Genomic DNA, 1,156 nt, shown 5'->3' with positions numbered 1-1,156 from the left:
AAAATTGACCCCGTAGCGGGGTGATCGGCGTCCAAAAATGACCCCCTTACACTGATGTGGATGATGCCCCCGAGGTCATCGGGGAGCACAGTGTGGGATGTTGGTCGTGGAGACGATAGCGAAGATCCGGCGGGCGTATTTTTTTTCAGGACAAGAAGTCGATCAAGCAGATCTGCCGGGAGCTGCGAGTATCGCGGAACACGGTGCGCAAGGTGATCCGGTCCGGTGCGACGGAGCTCACCTATGAGCGAACCATTCAGCCGTTGCCGAAGATCGGGCCTTGGCAAGACATGCTCGACGAGATGCTGGCGGTGAACGCGCGGAAGCCCAAGCGCGAGCGACTGACTCGCATCCGCATTTTCGAGGAACTCCGGGCTCAAGGATATGACGGTGGCTATGATGCGGTCCGGCGATACGCGGCCTCCAGGTCGAAGAAGGAAGCGGTGGCATCTGCGGCCGCCTATGTCCCGCTAACCTTCGATCCAGGCGAGGCCTACCAGTTCGACTGGAGCCACGAGATCGTGGTGATCGACGGCGCGACGACCACGGTGAAGGTGGCACATGTCCGCCTGTGTCACAGCCGGATGCTGTTCGTGCGTGCCTATCCCCGCGAGACGCAGGAGATGGTCTTCGACGCCCATGACAAGGCCTTCGCCTTCTTCGGGGGCACCTGCACGCGGGGCATCTACGACAACATGAAGACCGCGGTCGACACGATCTTCGTCGGCCGCGACCGAGCCTACAACCGCCGGTTCCAGCAGATGTGCAGCCATTACCTCGTCGATCCCGTCGCTTGCACCCCGGCATCCGGCTGGGAGAAGGGACAGGTCGAGAACCAGGTCGGCGTTGTCCGACGGCGGTTCTTCGTGCCTCGGCCGAAGTTCAAGAGCTACGCCGAACTAAACGCCTGGCTCGAGGATCGCTGTGTTGCCTGGGCCAAGGCCAACCCGCACCAGGAGCTTCGAGATCGAACGATCTGGGAGGTGTTCCAGGACGAGCGCGCGAGTCTTGTCCCCTACGTCGGTCCGTTCGACGGTTTCCATGCCGTGCCAGCCTCGGTCTCGAAGACATGTCTCGTCCGGTTCGACAAGAACCGCTACTCCGTGGACGGCCGGGCCGTTGGCCGACCTGTCGAGATCCGTGCCTATGCCGAGCG

1 pseudogene is annotated in these 1,156 nt (G+C 62.0%); it reads left to right on the top strand.

The annotated features are described in order from the left end of the window. Window positions 1-97 precede the first annotated feature (97 nt). Window positions 98-1,156: pseudogene (istA, locus tag LR948_RS18810) on the top strand (IS21 family transposase); the annotation flags it as partial.

It is taken from the genome of Roseivivax sp. GX 12232 (genome assembly GCF_021272185.1).
Taxonomy (GTDB): Bacteria; Pseudomonadota; Alphaproteobacteria; order Rhodobacterales; family Rhodobacteraceae; genus Roseivivax.
Note: the sequence above shows the minus strand (reverse complement) of the source record. Positions and strands in the feature narration are given on the sequence as shown.